Below are 16,468 nucleotides of genomic sequence, written 5' to 3' on the forward strand. Positions count from 1 at the left end.
AGCGTTACAGTTTCTTGGCTTTTTCCACTGCTTCTTCAATGGTGCCAACCATGTAGAACGCCTGTTCCGGCAGGTGGTCGTAGTCGCCGTTCATGATGCCTTTGAAACCACGAATGGTATCTTTCAGCGACACGAACTTGCCCGGAGAACCGGTAAAGACTTCTGCCACAAAGAACGGTTGAGACAGGAAGCGCTGAATTTTACGCGCACGGGATACAACCAGTTTGTCATCTTCTGACAACTCGTCCATACCCAAGATCGCGATGATGTCTTTCAGCTCTTGGTAACGTTGCAGAATAGACTGCACGCCACGCGCTACATCGTAGTGCTCCTGACCAACAACCAGCGGATCAAGCTGACGGCTGGTGGAGTCAAGTGGGTCAACCGCTGGGTAAATACCCAAAGAGGCGATTTGACGACTCAGAACGACGGTTGCATCCAAGTGAGCAAAGGTGGTTGCTGGTGATGGGTCAGTCAAGTCATCCGCAGGTACGTAAACGGCCTGTACGGAGGTGATTGAACCCGTCTTGGTGGAAGTAATACGTTCCTGCAACACACCCATCTCTTCTGCCAGCGTGGGCTGATAGCCTACCGCTGATGGCATACGACCCAGCAGTGCAGATACTTCTGTACCAGCCAAGGTATAACGATAGATGTTATCGATGAATAACAGTACGTCACGACCTTCATCACGGAATTTCTCCGCCATGGTCAAGCCGGTCAGTGCAACGCGCAGACGGTTACCTGGTGGCTCATTCATCTGGCCATAAACCAAGGATACTTTGTCCAGAACGTTGGAGTCAGTCATCTCGTGGTAGAAGTCGTTACCCTCACGAGTACGCTCACCCACACCGGCAAATACAGAATAACCTGAGTGCTCAATCGCAATGTTACGAATCAGCTCCATCATGTTTACTGTTTTACCCACACCCGCACCACCGAACAGACCGACTTTACCGCCCTTAGCGAACGGACAAATCAGATCCATTACCTTGATACCGGTTTCTAACAGATCTTGTGAGCTGGCAAGCTCTTCGTAAGAAGGCGCTTCGCGGTGGATTGCCCAACGCTCTTCTTCACCGATTGGACCTTTCATGTCGATTGGATCACCCAATACGTTCATGATACGGCCCAGAGTTGATTTACCAACCGGCACTTCAATTGGGTGTTCCAGGTTGATGACTTTCAACCCGCGGCTCAGACCATCGGACGAGCCCATTGCGATACAACGAACAACACCACCGCCCAGCTGTTGCTGAACTTCCAGCACTAGCTTCTCAGCCGCGCCTTCAACCTCAAGGGCGTTGTACACTTTTGGTACAGCGTCTTGGGGGAATTCGACGTCCACTACGGCGCCGATTACCTGGATAATCTTTCCAGTAGCCATCTTGAATCCTCTACGTAATACGTTTACCCGTCATATTTCAAATTGCTGATGCGTTGACCGCCTTCCCGCAATCTGAACTATTTAGGGTAATAACCTGGTTAAACCGCGGAGGCTCCCCCGACGATCTCGGTGAGTTCCTGAGTGATGCTGGCCTGACGAGCCTTGTTGTAAACCAACTGCAGCTCTTTGATCAGACTACCGCCGTTATCGGTGGCGGCTTTCATCGCTACCATTCGCGCGGCCTGTTCGCTGGCCAGGTTTTCAACGACGCCCTGATAAACTTGCGATTCCACATAGCGACGCAGGAGGGTATCCAGCAGTGCTTTAGGATCGGGTTCATACAGGTAATCCCAGGATTTCTTCTTCAGCTCACCGTCTTCCGCTGGCGGAAGAGGGAGTAGCTGCATGATCCGTGGTTCCTGAGACATCGTATTGATAAACTTGTTATTCACGATATACAGTTTATCCAGACGACCTTCATCATAGGCTTGCAGCATGACTTTAACCGGTCCGATAAGTTCTGACAGAGAAGGGTTATCCCCCATGCCAGTAACCTGAGCAACAATCTTGCCGCCCACGGAGCCAAAGAAAGAAGCCGCTTTTGACCCGATCAGCGCTAAATCACACTCAACGCCTTTTTCAGACCAACCTTTCATCTCAGACAACAGTCTTTTGAACAGGTTAATGTTCAAACCACCGCACAAGCCACGGTCTGTAGAAACCACCAGATACCCGACACGCTTAACGTCGCGCTCTTCCAGGTACGGATGCTTATATTCCAGATTACCTAACGCGAGGTGACCAATCACACTACGCATTGTTTCTGCATAAGGACGGCTAGCCGCCATGCGTTCCTGCGATTTACGCATTTTGGAGGCGGCGACCATCTCCATGGCTTTGGTGATCTTTTGCGTGTTTTGCACGCTGGCGATCTTGGAACGTATCTCTTTTGCGCCGGCCATTTCTGCTTCTCCTCATTGCCAGACGGCCTGCTTTCCTAATGAAAAGCAGGGCCGCATAGCGTTACCAGGACTGGGTTGCCTTAAATGTATCAAGGATGCCTTTCAGCTTGGCCTCGATCTCATCGTTATACGCACCAGTTTGGTTGATTTGTTGCAGAAGCTCGGCGTGCTCACGGTCAGCAAACGCCAACAGCGCAGCTTCGAAGCTACCTACCTTCGCCAACTCGATATCACCCAGATAACCACGTTCAGCTGCGAACAGAACCAGAGACTGCTGCGCTACAGACATCGGCGCATACTGTTTCTGTTTCAGAAGCTCGGTCACTTTCTGACCATGACTCAGCTGTTTACGTGTTGCATCATCCAAATCGGATGCGAACTGGGAGAACGCAGCAAGTTCACGATACTGTGCCAGAGCGGTACGGATACCACCGGACAGTTTTTTCATGATCTTGGTTTGCGCTGCACCACCCACACGGGATACGGAGATACCTGGGTTAACCGCAGGACGAATACCGGCGTTAAACAGGCTAGATTCCAAGAAGATCTGACCATCGGTAATCGAAATTACGTTAGTCGGAACGAACGCGGAAACGTCCCCTGCTTGAGTTTCAATGATTGGCAAAGCGGTCAAAGAACCGGTCTTACCTTTCACTTCACCCTTGGTAAAGGCTTCAACGTAGTCAGAGTTAACACGCGCAGCACGTTCCAGCAAACGGGAGTGAAGGTAGAATACGTCGCCAGGATAAGCTTCACGACCTGGTGGACGACGGAGCAGCAAGGAGATTTGACGATATGCAACAGCCTGTTTGGACAGGTCATCATAAATAATCAGCGCATCTTCACCGCGGTCGCGGAAATATTCACCCATGGCACAACCGGAATACGGAGCCAAGTATTGTAATGCTGCAGATTCAGAGGCAGTAGCGACAACCACAATGGTGTTAGCCAATGCGCCATGCTCTTCCAGTTTACGCACTACGTTAGAAACAGTAGAGGCTTTCTGGCCGATAGCAACATACACACACTTGATGCCGGAATCGCGCTGGTTGATGATCGCATCAATCGCCAGGGCAGTTTTACCTGTCTGACGGTCACCGATGATCAATTCACGCTGACCACGACCGATTGGGATCATGGCATCGACTGACTTATAGCCAGTCTGAACAGGTTCATCAACAGATTGGCGTTCGATAACGCCAGGTGCGATAGCTTCAACAGCTGAGAAGCCGTCGTTTTCTACCGGACCTTTACCATCGATAGGTTCACCCAGAGTATTGACGACGCGACCCAACAGGCCACGACCGACTGGAACTTCCAGGATACGGCCAGTACATTTAACCTTCATGCCTTCGGCAAGATCGGCGTACGGACCCATAACTACAGCACCTACGGAGTCGCGCTCCAAGTTCAGTGCGATTGCGTAACGGTTGCCTGGCAGTGCGATCATCTCGCCCTGCATTACGTCGGCCAGACCGTGTACACGAATGATCCCGTCGCTGACGGAAACAATAGTACCTTCATTGTGAGCTTCGCTCACTACATTGAACTGAGCAATGCGCTGCTTGATCAGTTCGCTGATTTCGGTGGAATTCAGTTGCATATGCTCCAGTCCCCTTAAGACTGCAAGACGTCCGCCAGGCGTTCTAGACGACCGCGAACGCTGCCATCTATCACCATATCGCCCGCACGTATTACTACGCCGGCCATTACAGACTTATCGATTTTGCAATTCAGCTTAACTTTGCGTGACAGACGTTTTTCCATCGCAGCGGCAATTTTAGCCAGCTGTTCGTCATTCAGTGGACTCGCTGAGCTCACTTCAACGTCGACGGTTGACTCCAATGAGGCACGCAGTTGAATAAACTGCTCCAACACCTCAGGAAGAACCAGTAAACGGCCATTCTCCGCCATAACTCGAATGAAGTTCTGTGCGGGTTCATCGAGCTGATCACCACAGACTGCAATAAACGTCTTAGACATTGTTTCTGGTGCGACTGCACCGGAAAGCAATTCAGCGATCTGTTCATTGCGAGTCACTTGGGCAGTAAACGCTAGCATATCCTGCCAACGCTCAACCGCCTGGTGCTCAACAGCAAAGTCAAAAGCTGCTTTGGCGTAGGGGCGAGCTACAGTTACAAATTCAGACATCAGCCCCTCCCTCCTTACAGTTCAGCGACCAGTTTATCAACGATGTCGCTGTTAGCAGCTTCATCCACGGAACGTTCGATGATCTTCTCGGCGCCAGCTATAGCCAACATCGCGACTTGCTTACGCAACTCTTCACGAGCGCGCTTACGTTCGGCGTCGATCTCTGCCTGCGCTTGCGCCACGATTTTGTTACGTTCCTGTTCAGCTTCTACTTTAGCTTCATCAAGGATCTGAGCTTTGCGTTTACTTGCCTGCTCAATGATCACCTGTGCTTCTGCTTTAGCTTTCTTCAGTTGGTCGGTCGCATTGGCTTGCGCTAAGTCCAAATCTTTTTTGGCACGCTCTGCAGAAGAGAGACCGTCAGCAATTTCTTTTTGACGCTTCTCAATGGCAGCCATAATCGGCGGCCATATGTACTTCATACAAAACAGGACAAACAGGACAAACGCGATGGCCTGGCCGAGGATTGTTGCGTTAAGATTCACAGCACAATGCCTCTTTCAAAGTTAATAGTTTGGTGTAGTTTCACAGTAGAGAAAACTCTACTTACGCGACAGCAAACATCACGTACAGGCCCAGACCAACAGCGATCATAGGGATGGCGTCAACCAGGCCCATGACGATAAAGAACTGTGTACGCAGCAGAGGAATCAGGTCAGGCTGACGTGCAGCGCCTTCCAAAAATTTACCACCCAGGATGCCGATACCGATCGCAGCACCGATTGCCGCTAAACCCATCATTATAGCGGCAGCCATGTACAGCAGATCCATATTCAGGTTTTCCATGACAGTCTCCAGTTATTTCAGTTAAACGTAGTAGTGTTTATACACGTCATACTTCAAGCTGCCTGTGCGTTGGCTTCCTTCGTTCACCCCAGTCACTTACCTATGTAAGCTCTTCGGGATTCGCTCAGTTGCCGCCTTCCTGCAACTCGAATTATTTAGAGTATATTAAGAAAATCAGTGCTCTTCGGACGCCATCGACAGATAGACAATCGTCAGAACCATGAAGATAAAGGCTTGTAACGTAATAATCAGTATGTGGAAGATAGCCCAAGGTAAACTGAGCATCCACTGTGACCACCACGGCAACAGGCCAGCAATCAGGATGAAGATCAACTCACCCGCATACATGTTGCCGAACAGTCGCAGACCGAGTGAAACCGGTTTGGACAGCAGGCTGACACCTTCCAGAATTAAGTTAACTGGAATAAATATCGGGTGATTGAACGGCTGCATAGTTAATTCTTTTACGAAACCGCCTACACCTTTCATTTTAATGCTATAGAACAGGATCAGGATGAATACACCCAATGCCATGGACAAGGTAATGCTCACGTCAGCAGTAGGAACCACACGCAGTGCTGGTAATCCAAAGACATGCTCGCCGATGTAAGGCAGTAAATCGATTGGCAGTAAGTCCATCATGTTCATCAATAAAACCCAAACAAACACGGTCAGGGCTAATGGTGCGATGACTTTACTTTTGCCGTGGTACATATCCCGAACACTGTTATCGACAAAACCGATAATTAGCTCAACAGCTGTCTGCAATTTGCCAGGTACACCACTGGTGGCACCCGCCGCAACTTTGCGGAATACAAACAGAAAAGCTAACCCCAGCACGACAGAGAAGAACAAAGAGTCAATGTTCAACGTCCAGAACGTTGCAGGGCCAGGTGAGTGGGGATTGACCAACTCAAAGGTACGCAGGTCCAACTGAAGGTTATTCAGGTGGTGTCCTATGTAGTCCCTTGGAGTAGAGATTTCTCCTGATGCAGACATGATGCCTCTTACCCTTTTGTAGTTAAATGCGATAACCGCTAAATACGATAACTGTTAAGTACGGTAGCCGCTAATCACGGCCGGTGCCAATATCTGCACAATCAGCACCGCTAAATAGGTTAAGCCAAGTGGGGCAAATGCTGCTTTAAACAGCCCTAATGCCACAATCAGCAAAATTATCGTCACGATAACTTTTAACCCTTCGCCAATGGCAAACGACCACGCAACACGACCTGGAGCAGCTGTGTCTACTTGATGGCGGCAAGCAAACAACATAAACATCACGCTGGGCAACCAGGCTGCCAGCCCTCCTGCCAGAGCAGAAGCACTCCATTCCAGGCTTTTAAAACCAAAAGCAGCGCTGAGAACAACAAAAGTCATTAACTGCAGTAACAGCAACTTTCGTGCAATTTTCCCACTGTAAAGGGACACAGGCATGACGTTTGTTCTCTCTGAACCACACTAAGGGTATGCTGAGTGAGGTATAAAACTGCTTTTTACCCCACTGAGTCAAGCAGCAAAAAACGAGCAAATTATACGGGCCACTCAAACGAATTCAATCGATAAGTAGCGAAAAGGTGAACAATTATTTAAATTTTATTCTTTACGGCTATTTTCACAAGAAAAGCCTCGGAATAAATATCTCATTTATTTGTCTGACGATTCCAACCATTATCAATAAATCGTCGTATCGATCACATAACTTAAAACAAAACAGATTTATATCCCATAAAGCTTCACTTTGTCTTTAACGAAAAGAGCCATTAAAACTTTTATAAATCATAATGTTAAAATTAAAACATTATCGAACAACCTAGCTACTTAGTAAAAACGTCCCATTGACATTTCCGATTATATTCTTGTAACAGTATGGATACATAAAAAGAGGCCATGTGTGAGTAAAGTAATGACTAAAGTTATTATTTGACCGCTTTCAATATAGTCATACCACATGTTACTGCTGATTTTGTAAACAACACGTGAAATATAATCGATCCAAACGAGAGTAAGAGAATAAATACTCACCAACATTGAAAACAATAAATCAGATAAATGTACGGTAGCCCACTAAGGATTTATTACATTTTTTTGATAAATAGCAAAGTTAGTTTGACTTAAGAATGACCAGATGACGCTCACCTTCCAACTCAGGCACTTGCAATCGCACAACCGACTCAAGGGCTATTCCAGCGGGCAGTGTCACTAATTCATCATCAGGCCTTACCCCTTTAAGCGCATAAAAACGCCCTTCAGGTTTAGCTGGCAGATGGTGACACCAAGACAGCATATCCTGTAGTGATGCAAATGCACGGCTTATTACGCCATCGAATGGCAGTTGTGCGGCGAACTCCTCAACCCGGCTTTGTACTGGCTCGATATTGCTTAAGCCTAATTCGTGCTGTACTTGGCGGAGAAAGCGCACGCGCTTACCCAGACTATCGAGCAACGTAAAATGCGCGTCAGGACGCACAATGGCCAGTGGGATACCAGGAAGTCCTGGACCGGTGCCAACATCGATAAACCGGCTACCTTGCAAGTGTGGATTAACCACAATGCTGTCCAGAATATGCCGGACCAACATTTGCTGTGGATCACGAACAGAAGTCAGATTATAGGCTTTGTTCCACTTATGCAGCAGTTCCACATAGCCTATCAGCTGTAATTTTTGCTGATCGGGTAACTCAATATCTGCGGCGTTGAGTAGAGAATTTAATTTTTTTAACACAACAATTTCCCCTGACCAAAAAGTGTTTAGTCAGCATGTAAAGGGCCAATACGAGGAATGATAATCTAGCTTAGCAGTAGTTTGAATCGTTAGTTGTGGTCTGAAAATCGAGCATAATCGGCCGTGCTGTCTATCTTTCGCAGCACAGCCAAATCTGATTGTTATGCACTGCGGCGTAACAACCCCTGTTTTTTCAGCCAAACTAACAAAATAGAGATGGCCGCTGGGGTGATTCCCGAAATGCGCGAAGCTTGCCCGATCGAGTTAGGTTTATGATCATTCAGCTTAGCGATGACTTCATTCGACAGCCCAGACACTTGTTGATAATCAAGATCCGCTGGCAATAGCGTGTTCTCATTGCGTAGCTGTTTTTCAATTTCTTCCTGCTGACGGGCAATATAACCTTCATATTTGACCTGAATTTCAACTTGATCCGCAGCTTGAGGATCCGTTAATGCCGGGCCGAAAGAGGGTAAGGTCGTCAACAAGCGGTAGTCAATTTCAGGGCGGCGCAGTAATTCTTCACCATTGGCTTCTTTTGACAACGGCGCTTTCAGCAACGCATTGATCTCAGATACGTTCTCGGAGTGAGGATGTACCCAAATATCACGCAGACGCTGGCGTTCTTTTTCGATTTGCTCAATTTTTTTGCTGAAATGTGCCCAGCGAGCATCATCAACCAGCCCCAATTTACGGCCCATCTCAGTCAGGCGTAAATCCGCGTTATCTTCACGTAACATCAAGCGATATTCAGCCCGTGAGGTAAACATGCGATAGGGTTCTTTGGTTCCCAAGGTGCTTAAATCGTCCACCAGCACGCCAAGGTAAGCTTCATCGCGACGAGGTGACCATCCATCTTCATCGTTAGCGAAACGGCCCGCATTAAGCCCCGCAAGCAGCCCTTGAGCCGCAGCTTCCTCATAGCCGGTAGTGCCATTGATTTGCCCAGCAAAGAACAGACCATGAATATATTTGCTCTCCAGTGTCGGTTTCAAATCACGTGGATCGAAGAAATCATACTCAATGGCATAGCCTGGCCGAACGATGCGTGCATTTTCCAGCCCTTTCATCGAACGAACAATTTGCATCTGGACATCGAAAGGCAAACTGGTCGAAATACCGTTCGGGTAGATCTCATTACTGGTCAAACCTTCTGGTTCAAGGAAGATCTGATGTGAATTACGATCGGCAAAGCGCATCACTTTGTCTTCGATCGATGGGCAGTATCGCGGCCCGATCCCTTCAATGATCCCAGCATACATTGGGCTACGATCCAGGTTATTGCGGATCACTTCATGCGTTTTTTCATTGGTGTAGGTGATGTGACACGCCATCTGCTCAGGATGCTGCTCAGCATTGCCGAGGAAGGAGAAAACTGGAATTGGCGTATCGCCCAACTGAGGGGCTAACTGGCTAAAATCGATTGTTCGTGCATCAATACGCGGTGGTGTACCCGTCTTCAGGCGATTGACTCGTAACGGTAATTCTCGTAGACGCTGTGACAATGAGATTGACGGTGGATCACCAGCTCGACCACCGCTGTAGTTTTCCAGCCCAATGTGAATTTTGCCATCAAGGAAAGTACCGACGGTGAGAACCACCGCTTTAGCGCGAAATTTCAGGCCCATTTTAGTAATCGCACCAACAACGCGATCATTTTCAACAATCAGATCTTCTACCGGTTGCTGGAAGATCATCAAGTTAGGCTGATTTTCGAGTGCAGTACGAACTGCTTGGCGATACAGGACGCGGTCAGCTTGAGCACGGGTCGCTCTTACCGCTGGCCCTTTGCTGGCGTTTAGTATCCTAAACTGAATCCCGGCGAGGTCGGTTGCTTTCGCCATCAGGCCGCCTAGAGCATCGATCTCTTTGACCAAATGTCCCTTACCGATACCGCCGATCGCTGGGTTACAAGACATCTGTCCCAGTGTGTCGATGTTATGCGTCAGCAATAAGGTCTGACGTCCCATGCGTGCCGCTGCCATTGCAGCTTCCGTGCCGGCATGGCCACCACCAATGATGATGACGTCAAATTGATCTGGATAAAACATGGTACTGCACCTCGCCGTTATGCGAATTTCTGTGTTTGCCCTAGGGTGGGGGATTCTACTCAAGTTTAGACGATCGACCAAGTAGCTTAGGATCCCCCTTAATTAAAAGAAGATCTTTTTATTTAAAGATCTCTTTATTAGATCTCTTATTAGGATCCTGATCCTCTGTGGATAAGTGCTTATTCACATGAAAGATCATAGGATTAAGGACGATCGATTGCTGTGAATGATCGGTGATCCTATTGCGTATAAGCTGGGATCTAAATGGCATGTTATGCACAGGCACTTTGAGGTCACAAGGTTGTTATGTGGATATGTACTGGTTTTACCCTGCTTTCAAGCATACTTATACACATTCGTTCGCGTGATCTTTAAGCAAATTAGAGTAAATTAATCCAATTTTTAACCCAAACCTCTGCTGGATCCTCCGGTATCTCATGTTGAATGACGTCAATTTCTAAAATATCACCCAACCTTTTTGCTCCTCGAAGGATCAACTGTTGATCCAATTGTCTTACAGCACCGCAAAAAGTGTCATATTCAGAACTGCCCAAACCAACAGCACCAAAGCGAACTTGAGAGAGATCCGGTTTCTGTTCTTCGATTTTTTCTAATAATGGTTGAAGGTTATCTGGGAGATCGCCTGCGCCATGAGTTGATGTGACAATTAACCACATACCATTAAGTGTCAGTTCGTCTAATTCAGGACCATGAAGCGTTTCTGTGGTGAAACCCGCTTCTTCTAATTTCTCAGCTAAATGTTCAGCAACGTATTCAGCACTGCCGAGCGTACTGCCACTGATCAAGGTAATGTCAGCCATAAAGAACCCAACCGAAGTAATGAGCCGGTATTGTACGCTGTGAATCAGCTGGGATCTACCTGTGGATAATGTGGGTATAGTTATTTAAGGTTTAAGGCACAATGGTACGCATTATGGGGTTTTGCAGGGAGATTAGCGTCTCAGTTGATTGGATCTCATCGATAGTCTGGATCTTGTTGATAAGTACTTGTTGGAGCGCATCTATCGATTTACACATCACCTTAATAAAGATGCTGTAATGACCCGTTGTGTAATACGCCTCGACAACTTCTTCTAAACTTTCCAGTTTTTTCAGCGCTGACGGGTAGTCCTTCGCACTTTTCAAGATAATGCCGATAAAGCAGCACACGTCATAACCCAGCTGTTTTGGATTAACGTGAACGCAAGCCGCGGTGATGATTCCTGCCTGACGCATTTTCTCCACCCGCACATGAATGGTGCCTGGGCTGACACCAAAGTTTTTCGCCAATTCAGCGTAAGGTGTGCGCGCATTTTCCATTAATGCGTTTAGGATGCCGCGATCGAGATTATCGATTTGATAAATTTCACTCATATTAGCCCCCTTTTTTTATCGATTATTTAATTATAGCGCCATAAAAATGAATGATTAAAAGTGAAAAGGCAATATTTGTTATTGGATATTGAATTTAGTGCTCATTCTGTTGCTTAATCGATGACAAGCCAAACGGCACAACCTAATTTGCATGATAAACAATAACGAATTGAGATAACGGCAATGAAAAAACAATTTATCCAAAAACAACAACAAATCAGCTTCGTAAAATCTTTCTTTTCTCGCCAGTTGGAACAACAACTGGGTCTGATTGAAGTTCAGGCACCTATTCTGAGCCGCGTAGGCGATGGCACCCAAGATAACCTTTCCGGTTCAGAAAAAGCGGTTCAGGTCAAAGTGAAAACCTTGCCAGATGCTACTTTTGAAGTTGTACATTCATTAGCTAAATGGAAACGCAAAACCTTAGGTCGCTTCGATTTTGGTGCTGACCAAGGTCTGTACACCCATATGAAAGCATTACGCCCTGATGAAGATCGCCTAAGTGCTATTCACTCGGTGTATGTTGATCAGTGGGACTGGGAGCGCGTAATGGGTGACGGCGAACGTAACCTAGCGTACCTGAAGTCCACCGTTAACAAAATTTATGCCGCCATAAAAGAGACGGAAGCCGCTGTTAGCGCCGAATTCGATATCAAACCTTTCTTACCTGCACAGATTCACTTCGTGCATAGCGAAACCCTGCGTTCTCGCTTCCCTGATTTGGATGCCAAAGGCCGTGAACGTGCTATTGCCAAAGAGTTGGGGGCGGTATTTCTGATCGGTATCGGTGGCAAATTGGCTGATGGTCAATCTCATGATGTGCGTGCACCGGATTATGATGACTGGACGTCGCCGAGTGCGGAAGGTTTTGCTGGGCTGAACGGCGACATTATTGTCTGGAACCCAGTACTGGAAGACGCTTTTGAAATTTCATCCATGGGGATTCGTGTCGACGCCGAAGCGCTGAAACGTCAGTTGGCTCTGACTGCTGATGAAGATCGTCTGAAACTGGAGTGGCACCAATCACTGCTGAATGGCGAAATGCCGCAAACTATCGGTGGTGGTATCGGTCAATCCCGCTTAGTCATGTTATTGCTGCAACAGCAACATATTGGTCAGGTTCAATGTGGCGTGTGGGGGCCAGAAATTAGCGAGAAAGTCGCTGGCCTACTGTAATACTTTTAGGTTTGATATCTCTCTATTTTCCCAACCCGCTATTGTTGCATAAGCATAGCGGGTTTTTAATGTTAGCCCGTTTTTACTCTATGCTGTAGATGGCATAATGACATGCCTCATATAATGTCTTCTTTATATATCACTACATGCAAGGTCGCTAACGTTATGGCCCTAATTCATCCCATTAAACACTATTTGCATGCCCGCCCAAGATTGCTTTTCTCCGTTGGTGCGGGAGTTGTCACTTATTTCCTGCTGCCAACGCATTACACGCTATTACTGCGTCTGATGGTGAGCTGGAATGTCTCAGCTTGGCTCTATTTACTCTTTTTATGGCTGCAACTTTTACGGACCAATCCAGCGAAAATCAGCAAGATAGCCAAGGTACAGGATGAAAGTGCCAGTATGGTACTGAGTATTGTCAGCATGGCGTGTCTGGCCAGTATTCTGGTGATTTTGTTTGAATTGAGCACTGCCAATCAGCTGTCGGGTTCAGCTAAGGCATTTCACTTAATATTGACGGGGATGACGTTGTTGGTGTCGTGGCTATTATTACCGACCGCTTTTACCATGCATTATGCCCACTTATTTTATCTGCCTCGGGATAAGTCAGAGACGATCCTCCCTCTTCTTTTTCCCAAAGAGATCACCACGCCTTCCTATTGGGATTTTCTTTATTTCTCATTCACTATTGGCGTGGCTTCGCAAACTGCGGATGTTTCCACTGGCACATCAGATATCCGTCGCGTCGTATTATTGCAGTCCGTACTCTCCTTCATTTTTAATATGACGATCTTGGGGTTGTCGATTAATGTGGGTGCTGGCTTGCTAAATTAGCGCTTCCAGCGGCGCATTAAACGGCTTTTCAAACCGGTATCAAAGCGCCAGATATGATCAAAAATACGCATGATACCGGGCTTGCCATAGGCTGACATCGCCACCGCATGAAAGCGGTGCTGGTGGGCTTGCTGCTGGATTTTTATCTTTCGAATTAATTCGTCAGGTAGGCGTTGGGCAATAAAATCTGAAATGATCACCGCGTCAGCGTCATACCACTCTCTCTCCTCCATTTTACTGAGGGTGCTGGCTAAGCAGGCTGCCAGATCAGTACCGCCACTAAAATGTTGACTCAGAAAACGAATCGCCTGTTCGATGCCACTGGCTGATGATAACTCGTAGTGAATGATTTCAGTGGCAAATAGCATGATGTAGCAGCGGCGATTATCCGCCAGCGCAATACGCAGCAGTGCCAGACAAAATGCCTTGGCGCACTGCTCGTTAAATCCCCCCATGGAGCCTGAGGTATCAACGCAAATGATAAATGGGCCACGGGGTTGTTCGTCGTTGCTTTTAAGGCTGACCGGCCGTTGTAAGGTTTTTTCCTGCCAGTTATCACCCTGCAAGCGGTAGGTGAGCAAGCGCCGTTCCAGCAAGCGGCGATAAAACTCAAACTCCAATTCACTCATCCCCAACATCACCAGCTCAGTGGGCAGCAATCGCAAAATATCATTGCTCTGATGAATACCACTAACCTCTTCTGGCACGGTATCCGGTTGGCGTACCATCACAGTGTAAGGCTCATAGCGGGCATCTGGTGTAGGTTGTGCTTTGGCTGAGCGGCTGCGGCCCAGTTGCTCGGCTAATTGCTGCAATTCCGGTTGTTGTTGCAGAAAGTCGCCGTATTGCAGCAACAATTGATAATCACCGCGCTGTAAATGGCTATGACTCATATCCCAAAGCCGCCCAGCGGCACCGTCATTGGTGGCCAATATCGGTTCCAATGCACCACTGAGCGCCAATCGCTGTTGTAATTCAGCCAGCAGTTGCTCTCGCTCTTGCTCCAGCAATTGGTGGTGAATAGTGATGGTTTGTAGTGTCAGACTGACACGCCAGCGCTGTAAAAATAGGGCTTGCAGGCTATCGCCCGTTTGCGGATTTCTCGTTAGATCCGCGCTTTGTAGCAATGTGTTCGCTTGTACCGCAAAGGGCGAATGCATTTGCTGTAGCTGTGCCACGATATCCGGCAAGTGGGCATAAAATAGTGGACTACTCTCCAACTGGCTCTGCTGGTATAAAGCAAACTCATTCGCCAGACTGGGGGGCGCTTTTGCCTCACGGATACGCTGCTGCAAGTTTTGCTTCCAGCCGGGGATATCCTTCATTAACGCCCGCTTAATGCGCGGGAATTTTTCGAAGAATAGCGCCAGTTGTGGTGACGCCAGTAATCCCACCACCATCTCTTCAATAAGCTCGCCTTCACTTATTGATAGCAGCAGATCCAGTGTAGCCAGGCTGAGCATCGATCAATGTCCGCGCAGTTTTTGTTGTTGCTGCTTCAGTTGATCTGCAACCTGCAACAAGCTGGCTTCTATTTTGGCCAGCCAAGCGGATGGCGTGAACAGGCAGGGTTGATGCTGGCTGAATAAGCGCCGTTGCTCGGTCAGGCTATTATCCAGTTCAGTTAATGCCACCAGCAACTCTGGCGGCACACTGGTTGTCGCCACGCCGGGTTGTGACAGTATCGATGTCTGGCGGCTGACATCTAGCACCGTGATATGAAGCTGCTCATCAATTTCTGCATCAATGGAGTGGGCATAGCCGACCCCATTTAATTTCGCCCGCAACACGCCCCCTTTGTTCAACCATTGAGCGAGCGCATCTTTCTCTATTTGCAGATGATTGACCTGAATATCATGTAAGGTCAGGGGCTTTTGCAGCAAAAGTGTCAGCGTGCTCTCGGTGAGTGAATCGGGCAGCCCATATTGTGGTTTACGGCTAAACATGCCGCTTTGTTTGGTCACGGTGAGCGCTTGATGGTCACTTTGTTGCTGCTGGTGCTGCAACCATTGGCCTTGAATATGTTGCAGCTTCATTAATAGATTTTGCTGCTGATATCCCTGCTCAGTTAACAGCTGCTCAAGCTGTTGTTGTAGCAGCTTCAGGGAACTAAGGTCATGCCACAGGCAATCTTTCAGTAAAATTAAGTCGATGGGCGTCACCTCATTTCGGCCACTGAAAAAGGCGCTGGCTTGCAGTAGGCGTAGTGCCTTTTTCCATCGTCGATCAGAGACATAAGGAGCTTGCTCTTGCGCACTGAGCCGTTGACGTAACTGGAAAATAAGCTCAAAACAGTGATCGGGTAAGGCGGTTTTGTCGATCAGCGGCTGCCACTGATAAAACTCGTCATCGCTGATGCTGAGATTTTCGGCCACTGGATTATGATTTTCATCTTGGCGGCTGAGCAGTAATGAGCGAAAATTTTGCTTCTCTTGCACGCGATCCAGCCACAGGCGGATCAGCATGCGGTCATACAGTGCTTCCAGACTGCTGTCCGCATCTGGTAATTCGTTGGAGGCGGTCACCAGTAAGCGCATCGGGATGCTGTCCTCCCGATCACCATTACGAAAACGCCGTTCGTTAATGGCGGTCAGCAAGGTGTTTAGGATGGCGGGGCCGGCTTTCCAGATTTCATCAAGAAAGACGATTTCAGCTTCCGGCAGATAACCGGCGGTCATGCGCTGGTAGCGCCCCTCTTCTTTCAGCGCCTGAATAGAGAGTGGGCCAAACACCTCTTCTGGCGTCGAAAAACGGGTCATCAGGTATTCAAATGCTCTGGCATTGCGGAAGGCAAATTTCAGGCGGCGAGCAATTAAGCTTTTGGCAATGCCCGGCGGGCCGAGCAGGAATACACTCTCACCACTGAGCGCAGCCAGCAAACACAAGCGGATAGCTTCCTGTCTTTCATACAGACCACTTTCAAGGGCACTGCTCAAGCGGGAGATTCTTTCTGCTAATTGCGATGATTGCGCCATAATTGCTCTACATGTTCCATTAGTTGATTGATTTTTACCTGATA

At 47.9% G+C, this 16,468-nt stretch carries 16 protein-coding genes; 2 read left to right on the top strand and 14 right to left on the bottom strand.

Annotation, left to right across the window (positions count from 1 at the left end; all coding sequences use genetic code 11):
* Positions 1-4 precede the first annotated feature (4 nt).
* From atpD to asnC, 12 genes are all read right to left on the bottom strand, one after another.
* On the bottom strand, positions 5-1,387 hold the full coding sequence (gene atpD / locus ACZ76_RS08995; RefSeq protein ID WP_032816366.1) for a F0F1 ATP synthase subunit beta: 1,383 nt from the start codon (positions 1,385-1,387) through the stop codon (positions 5-7).
* Between the two features lie 98 nt (positions 1,388-1,485).
* A complete protein-coding gene (gene atpG, locus ACZ76_RS09000; protein WP_048618631.1) occupies positions 1,486-2,349 on the bottom strand; it encodes a F0F1 ATP synthase subunit gamma in 864 nt (287 codons plus the stop codon).
* A 61-nt stretch (positions 2,350-2,410) separates the two neighbouring features.
* The gene (gene atpA / locus ACZ76_RS09005) at positions 2,411-3,952 is read right to left on the bottom strand and encodes a F0F1 ATP synthase subunit alpha (protein ID WP_048618632.1); all 1,542 of its coding nucleotides are present in this window, start codon (positions 3,950-3,952) and stop codon (positions 2,411-2,413) included.
* Positions 3,953-3,966: 14 nt separating this feature from the next.
* Positions 3,967-4,500 (bottom strand): F0F1 ATP synthase subunit delta, encoded by a 534-nt coding sequence (gene atpH / locus ACZ76_RS09010; protein WP_048618634.1) that lies wholly within the window; start codon positions 4,498-4,500, stop codon positions 3,967-3,969.
* Positions 4,501-4,514: 14 nt separating this feature from the next.
* The gene (atpF, locus tag ACZ76_RS09015) at positions 4,515-4,985 is read right to left on the bottom strand and encodes a F0F1 ATP synthase subunit B (protein ID WP_048618636.1); all 471 of its coding nucleotides are present in this window, start codon (positions 4,983-4,985) and stop codon (positions 4,515-4,517) included.
* A gap of 61 nt (positions 4,986-5,046) precedes the next feature.
* On the bottom strand, positions 5,047-5,286 hold the full coding sequence (gene atpE / locus ACZ76_RS09020; protein ID WP_004393045.1) for a F0F1 ATP synthase subunit C: 240 nt from the start codon (positions 5,284-5,286) through the stop codon (positions 5,047-5,049).
* Between the two features lie 174 nt (positions 5,287-5,460).
* Entirely contained in the window at positions 5,461-6,285 is an 825-nt protein-coding gene (atpB, locus tag ACZ76_RS09025; RefSeq protein ID WP_005161179.1) for a F0F1 ATP synthase subunit A, read from the bottom strand.
* Positions 6,286-6,339: 54 nt separating this feature from the next.
* Positions 6,340-6,723 (bottom strand): F0F1 ATP synthase subunit I, encoded by a 384-nt coding sequence (gene atpI, locus ACZ76_RS09030; protein WP_048618638.1) that lies wholly within the window; start codon positions 6,721-6,723, stop codon positions 6,340-6,342.
* Positions 6,724-7,390: 667 nt separating this feature from the next.
* The gene (gene rsmG, locus ACZ76_RS09035; protein WP_048618640.1) at positions 7,391-8,011 is read right to left on the bottom strand and encodes a 16S rRNA (guanine(527)-N(7))-methyltransferase RsmG; all 621 of its coding nucleotides are present in this window, start codon (positions 8,009-8,011) and stop codon (positions 7,391-7,393) included.
* Between the two features lie 161 nt (positions 8,012-8,172).
* Entirely contained in the window at positions 8,173-10,062 is a 1,890-nt protein-coding gene (gene mnmG / locus ACZ76_RS09040; protein ID WP_048618642.1) for a tRNA uridine-5-carboxymethylaminomethyl(34) synthesis enzyme MnmG, read from the bottom strand.
* A 380-nt stretch (positions 10,063-10,442) separates the two neighbouring features.
* Entirely contained in the window at positions 10,443-10,883 is a 441-nt protein-coding gene (gene mioC / locus ACZ76_RS09045; protein ID WP_048618644.1) for an FMN-binding protein MioC, read from the bottom strand.
* A 91-nt stretch (positions 10,884-10,974) separates the two neighbouring features.
* On the bottom strand, positions 10,975-11,436 hold the full coding sequence (asnC, locus tag ACZ76_RS09050; protein WP_005161192.1) for a transcriptional regulator AsnC: 462 nt from the start codon (positions 11,434-11,436) through the stop codon (positions 10,975-10,977).
* 183 nt (positions 11,437-11,619) lie between these two features.
* Here asnC and asnA point away from each other — a divergent pair, with 183 nt between their 5' ends.
* Together asnA and ACZ76_RS09060 are read left to right on the top strand one after the other, a co-directional pair.
* Positions 11,620-12,612, top strand: coding sequence for an aspartate--ammonia ligase (asnA, locus tag ACZ76_RS09055; protein WP_048618647.1), 993 nt, complete (start codon positions 11,620-11,622; stop codon positions 12,610-12,612).
* A 165-nt stretch (positions 12,613-12,777) separates the two neighbouring features.
* Positions 12,778-13,449, top strand: a complete 672-nt coding sequence (locus tag ACZ76_RS09060; RefSeq protein ID WP_048618649.1) for a DUF1345 domain-containing protein — start codon at positions 12,778-12,780, stop codon at positions 13,447-13,449.
* Here ACZ76_RS09060 and viaA read toward each other — a convergent pair.
* Together viaA and ravA are read right to left on the bottom strand one after the other, a co-directional pair.
* The gene (viaA, locus tag ACZ76_RS09065) at positions 13,446-14,912 is read right to left on the bottom strand and encodes an ATPase RavA stimulator ViaA (protein WP_048618651.1); all 1,467 of its coding nucleotides are present in this window, start codon (positions 14,910-14,912) and stop codon (positions 13,446-13,448) included. The genes ACZ76_RS09060 and viaA overlap by 4 nt on opposite strands.
* A 3-nt stretch (positions 14,913-14,915) precedes the next feature.
* Positions 14,916-16,424 (bottom strand): ATPase RavA, encoded by a 1,509-nt coding sequence (gene ravA, locus ACZ76_RS09070; RefSeq protein ID WP_048618653.1) that lies wholly within the window; start codon positions 16,422-16,424, stop codon positions 14,916-14,918.
* Positions 16,425-16,468 lie beyond the last annotated feature (44 nt).

This window comes from Yersinia aleksiciae, from assembly GCF_001047675.1.
Classification (GTDB): Bacteria; Pseudomonadota; Gammaproteobacteria; order Enterobacterales; family Enterobacteriaceae; genus Yersinia; species Yersinia aleksiciae.